Genomic DNA, 5,024 nt, shown 5'->3' with positions numbered 1-5,024 from the left:
GCTGCACGACACCATCGAGGACACCGAGACCACGCGCGAAGAGCTCGCGACGAAATTCAGCGGGCGGGTTGCCGATCTCGTGGTCGAGTGTACCGATGACATGAGCCTGCCGAAAGCCGAGCGGCGCCAACGCCAGATCGAGGATGCCCCGCACAAATCCTCCGCCGCAAAGCTGATCAAGATCGCCGACAAGATCAGCAATACCGGCGCGCGAATCGTGCCGCATCCGAGCAAGGACGAGCGCGACGATCTCGCCGATTATGCGGCGTGGGCCGAGAAAGTCATTGCCGGTTGCCGGGGGATCAATCCGCAGCTCGATCGCATTTTCGACGACACCATTGTGCGCGCGCAGGCTGCGCTAGCTGAAACTGGGGGCTGACATGTCCGTGAAAATCAAGCGTTCCGTCTATGCCGACATGTTCGGCCCGACCACCGGCGACAAGGTGCGGCTTGCCGATACCGACCTGATCATTGAGGTCGAGAAGGATCTCACCACCTATGGCGAGGAGGTGAAGTTCGGCGGCGGCAAGGTGATCCGCGACGGCATGGGGCAGTCGCAGGTGACCAACGCGCAAGGCGCGGCCGATACCGTCATCACCAATGCGCTGATCGTCGATCACTGGGGCATCGTGAAGGCCGACGTCGCGATCAAGGAGGGCATGATCGCAGCGATCGGCAAGGCCGGCAATCCTGACATCCAGCCCAACGTCACCGTCATCATCGGCCCCGGCACCGACGTGATCGCGGGCGAGGGCAAGATCCTCACCGCCGGCGGCTTCGACAGCCACATCCATTTCATCTGCCCGCAGCAGATCGAGCATGCGCTGATGGCTGGTGTCACCTCGATGCTCGGCGGCGGCACCGGCCCGTCGCACGGCACCTTCGCCACCACCTGCACGCCGGGCCCGTGGCACATGGGGCGGATGATCCAGTCGTTCGATGCCTTTCCGGTCAATCTCGGCATCTCCGGCAAGGGCAACGCCTCGCGTCCGGCGGCGCTGGTCGAGATGATCAAGGGCGGCGCCTGCGCGCTGAAGCTGCACGAGGACTGGGGCACCACGCCATCGGCGATCGACACCTGCCTTTCGGTCGCCGACGACTACGACGTCCAGGTGATGCTGCATTCGGACACGCTGAACGAGTCGGGCTTCGTCGAGGATACCGTGAAGGCGTTCAAGGGCCGCACCATCCATGCCTTCCACACCGAAGGTGCCGGTGGCGGCCACGCGCCTGATATCATCAAGATCGCCGGCTTGAAGAACGTGCTGCCGTCCTCGACCAACCCGACCCGGCCGTTCACCCGCAACACCATCGACGAGCATCTGGACATGCTGATGGTGTGCCACCACCTCGATCCGTCGATCGCCGAAGACCTCGCCTTCGCCGAAAGCCGGATCCGCAAGGAGACCATCGCCGCTGAGGACATCCTGCACGATCTCGGCGCGCTCTCGATGATGTCGTCGGATTCGCAGGCGATGGGCCGGCTCGGCGAAGTCATCATCCGCACCTGGCAGACCGCCGACAAGATGAAGAAGCAGCGCGGCGCGCTGCCGCAGGACAAGGGCAACGACAACGACAATTTCCGCGTCAAGCGCTACATCGCCAAATACACCATCAATCCAGCGATCTCGCATGGCGTGTCGAAGCTGATCGGCTCGGTCGAGAAAGGCAAGATGGCCGACCTCGTGCTGTGGTCGCCGGCCTTCTTCGGCGTCAAGCCGGACTGCATCATCAAGGGCGGCTCGATCGTGGCGGCGCCGATGGGCGATCCCAACGCCTCGATCCCGACGCCGCAGCCGGTGCATTACCAGCCGATGTTCGCCGCCTTCGGCAAGTCGCTCACCGCGTCCTCCGTGGTGTTCACCTCGAAGGCCGCGGTGACGGGCGGCCTCGCTCGCAAGCTCGGCATCAGCAAAAAGCTCTACGCGGTGCAGAACACCCGCGGCAAGATCTCCAAGAAGAGCATGATCCACAACGATGCGACGCCCGAGATCGAGGTCGATCCCGAGACCTATGAGGTACGCGCAGACGGCGAGCTCCTGACCTGCGCGCCGGCCGAGGTGCTGCCCATGGCACAGCGCTATTTTATGTTCTAAAATCGCTCCCGGTAACCGAGCGTTTTCGAGCGAAGCGGATTTCCGGCTCGCGGAAAGAAAACGCGTCAGAACAAGACTCAAGCCAGAAAAAACCCGGGAGGAATTTCCGTGATTTACGTCGTTGCCACGCTGACCATCAAGCCCGAGACCCGCGCCGAATTCATCGCTGCGGCGACGGCCTGCATCAAGGAAACCCGCAAGGAGCCCGGCAACATCGCCTACGATTTGCACGAGAGCGTCACCGATCACAGCAAGATGGTGTTCGTCGAGCAGTGGGAGAACGCTGAGGCATTGGTGCCGCATCGCACCGCCGAGCACATGAAGACGTTCGGCCGGGTCGCCGTGAAATGCATGGCGGCGCCGCCGAAGATCGAGGTGATCACGCCCGAGAAGGTCGACGTCCGCTAAAACAACAACAAGAATGGGAAAAGCAGCATGATCTACGTGATCGCAACTACGCCGATGAAGCCGGAAAACAAGGACGACTTCATCAAGGGGCACAAGGCTTGCACCGTCGAGACCCGCAAGGAGAAGGGGTGCATCTCCTATGACGGCAATGTCAGCGTCAACGATCCCAACCTCTATGTGGTGGTCGAGCGCTGGGAGACCCGGGAGGACCTCAATGCCCATGGCAAGGCTCCACACATGAAGGTGTGGCGACAATATTCCGCCGACATGAAGACCGGGCCGACGGTGATCGAGATCATCAGCGACGCCAAGGTCGAGAAGCTCTGAGGCATCGATGATCCGCGCAACCAAGGTCCTGGGGCAACATCGCTGGAAAGATGCGGCGGCCGACACCGTCGTGCTCGATTTCGACGACCGGCACCGGCGGCGGATGGCGATGACGGGAACGCGCGGGCTCGAATTCCTGCTCGATCTCGAAAATGCCACGGCGTTGCGCGGCGGCGATGCGCTGGTGCTGGAGGACGGCCGCCTCGTCGAGGTGGTCGCGGCTCCCGAGCCGCTCGTGGAAATCCGCGGCAGCGATCCGCATCATCTGATCCGGGTCGCCTGGCATCTCGGCAACCGTCATCTGCCGACGCAGATCATGCCGAAGGGCCTGCGCATCCGCCGGGATCACGTGATCGAGGCGATGGTGAAGGGGCTCGGCGCCCGGGTCATCGAGATCGAGGCGCCGTTCGATCCCGAGGGCGGCGCCTATGCCGAGCATGCGCATGCCGATGCGCATGCGCATGGTCACACCGGGCATGATCATGCCCATAGCCATGCCCACGATCACGGACATCACCACGATCACGGGCACGACCACCATCATCATGATGAGCATTGCGAGCATGCCCATCATCATCACGATCACTCCCATGCTCATGACCACAAATGAGCCCGATCCCGCCGCGATGCGCGGCGGGATGGCGGAGGACGAGGCGGCCGCGCTGTACCGGCTGATGACATGGCTGTCGCCGTCGTTTCCGGTCGGGGCGTTCGCTTATTCCAGCGGCATCGAATGGGCGGTCGAGGCCGGCGACATCACTGACGCTGCCTCGCTGCGGGACTGGCTTGCTGCGATGCTGAGCGACGGCAGCGGATTTTGCGACGCCGTGTTTCTCGCGCAGAGTTTTCGCGCAGCGGCAGAGCAGGATTACGCCGGACTGAAGGAGATTGCCGAACTCGCCGCGGCGTTCGTGCCGTCGCGCGAGCGGCAGCTCGAGACCACGACGCAGGGCCGCGCCTTCATCGAGATCGCCCGCGCGGCCTGGAATTCGCCCGGCCTCGACGCCCTGGTCGCGGCCTGCGAAGGCCCAATCGTCTATCCGGTCGCGGTCGGCATCGTCAGCGCCGCGCATCGCATCCGGCTGGCGCCATCGCTGCACGCCTTCCTGCATGCCGTGGTCTCGAACTGGATTTCCGCCGGTAGCCGGCTGATCCCGCTCGGACAAACCGACAGCCAGCGCGTGCTGGCCGATCTGGAGCCGGTCGTTGCCGCAACCGCTGCGCGGGCCGATGCGGCCTCGCTCGACGATCTCGGCAGCGCAACCTTTCGCGCCGATCTCGCCAGCCTGCGTCACGAAACGCAGTACACGCGGCTGTTCCGGTCATGAGGCGCGAATCTCTCCACCCGTCGTCCCGGCGAAGGCCGGGACCCATAGCCACCGGCCTTCGTGGTTATGCAAGTGTGCGGCCCCAGCTTCGTTCAACAATTCAGTTCGGTGGTAATGGGTCCCGGCCTTCGCCGGGACGACAATGGATGGATTGATATGCCCACTTCTCACGGCCCCCTCCGGGTCGGTATCGGCGGACCGGTCGGCTCCGGCAAGACGGCGCTGATGGACCTGCTCTGCAAGACGATGCGCGAGCGTTATGACATCGCGGCGATCACCAACGACATCTACACCAAATGGGACGCCGAGTTTCTGGTGCGCTCCGGCTCGCTGACCCCGGACCGCATTGCCGGCGTCGAGACCGGCGGCTGCCCGCACACCGCGATCCGCGAGGATGCCTCGATGAACCTCGCCGCGGTCGCCGACATGCGGGCGAAATTCCCCGACCTCGACCTGGTCCTGATCGAATCCGGTGGCGACAATCTGGCGGCGACGTTCTCGCCGGAATTGGCTGACCTCACGATCTACGTCATCGACGTCGCCGCCGGCGACAAGATCCCCTCCAAGGGCGGTCCGGGCATCACGCGATCCGACCTCCTGGTGATCAACAAGATCGACCTGGCGCCCCATGTCGGTGCGTCGCTTGAGAAGATGGACACCGACGCCCGACGGATGCGCGGCGAGCGGCCTTTCGTGATGACCAACCTGAAGAAGAGCGACGGCCTCGACCGGATCATCGGCTTCATCGAGACCAAGGGCGGTCTTCGGCCGCAGGGTGGCGGCAAGGCGGCCAAGGCGAGGTAATCATTGTGGCCGCGAGCCGGTCTTCCAGCGAAGCAAGCGGCACCCCTCTCCCCACCCTCCC

General features: G+C 63.9%; 7 protein-coding genes. All 7 read left to right on the top strand.

All coding sequences use genetic code 11. From position 1 onward, the window contains the following. Positions 1 to 379 (top strand): phosphohydrolase (locus B2W55_RS24470; RefSeq protein ID WP_291532299.1); only part of this gene is annotated, 379 nt, incomplete at its 5' end. Position 380: 1 nt separating this feature from the next. Then, the gene (gene ureC / locus B2W55_RS24465; protein WP_024581874.1) at positions 381 to 2,096 is read left to right on the top strand and encodes an urease subunit alpha; all 1,716 of its coding nucleotides are present in this window, start codon (positions 381 to 383) and stop codon (positions 2,094 to 2,096) included. Positions 2,097 to 2,204: 108 nt separating this feature from the next. Continuing rightward, positions 2,205 to 2,504 carry a putative quinol monooxygenase gene (locus B2W55_RS24460; RefSeq protein ID WP_024581875.1) on the top strand — a complete coding sequence of 100 codons (300 nt, stop codon included), beginning with the start codon at positions 2,205 to 2,207 and terminating at the stop codon, positions 2,502 to 2,504. Positions 2,505 to 2,531: 27 nt separating this feature from the next. Further along, the gene (locus tag B2W55_RS24455) at positions 2,532 to 2,831 is read left to right on the top strand and encodes a putative quinol monooxygenase (protein ID WP_024581876.1); all 300 of its coding nucleotides are present in this window, start codon (positions 2,532 to 2,534) and stop codon (positions 2,829 to 2,831) included. Between the two features lie 7 nt (positions 2,832 to 2,838). Next, positions 2,839 to 3,441 carry an urease accessory protein UreE gene (locus B2W55_RS24450; protein WP_024581877.1) on the top strand — a complete coding sequence of 201 codons (603 nt, stop codon included), beginning with the start codon at positions 2,839 to 2,841 and terminating at the stop codon, positions 3,439 to 3,441. Further along, entirely contained in the window at positions 3,422 to 4,159 is a 738-nt protein-coding gene (locus tag B2W55_RS24445; protein WP_024581878.1) for an urease accessory protein UreF, read from the top strand. Before B2W55_RS24450 ends, B2W55_RS24445 begins: the two co-directional genes overlap by 20 nt. Positions 4,160 to 4,315: 156 nt before the next feature. Next, positions 4,316 to 4,963, top strand: coding sequence for an urease accessory protein UreG (gene ureG, locus B2W55_RS24440; protein WP_024581879.1), 648 nt, complete (start codon positions 4,316 to 4,318; stop codon positions 4,961 to 4,963). The last annotated feature ends 61 nt before the right edge of the window (positions 4,964 to 5,024 follow it).

This window comes from Bradyrhizobium sp. UBA2491 (assembly GCF_002341725.1).
Taxonomy (GTDB): Bacteria; Pseudomonadota; Alphaproteobacteria; order Rhizobiales; family Xanthobacteraceae; genus Bradyrhizobium.
This window is presented reverse-complemented; position numbering and strand designations above follow the sequence as displayed.

Excerpts from the sequence above, each read along its gene's own strand:
- ureC (WP_024581874.1), top strand. The coding sequence starts at position 381 with ATGTCCGTGAAAATCAAGCGTTCCGTCTATGCCGACATGTTCGGCCCG.
- B2W55_RS24455 (WP_024581876.1), top strand. The coding sequence starts at position 2,532 with ATGATCTACGTGATCGCAACTACGCCGATGAAGCCGGAAAACAAGGAC.
- B2W55_RS24450 (WP_024581877.1), top strand. The coding sequence starts at position 2,839 with ATGATCCGCGCAACCAAGGTCCTGGGGCAACATCGCTGGAAAGATGCG.
- B2W55_RS24445 (WP_024581878.1), top strand. The coding sequence starts at position 3,422 with ATGCTCATGACCACAAATGAGCCCGATCCCGCCGCGATGCGCGGCGGG.
- ureG (WP_024581879.1), top strand. The coding sequence starts at position 4,316 with ATGCCCACTTCTCACGGCCCCCTCCGGGTCGGTATCGGCGGACCGGTC.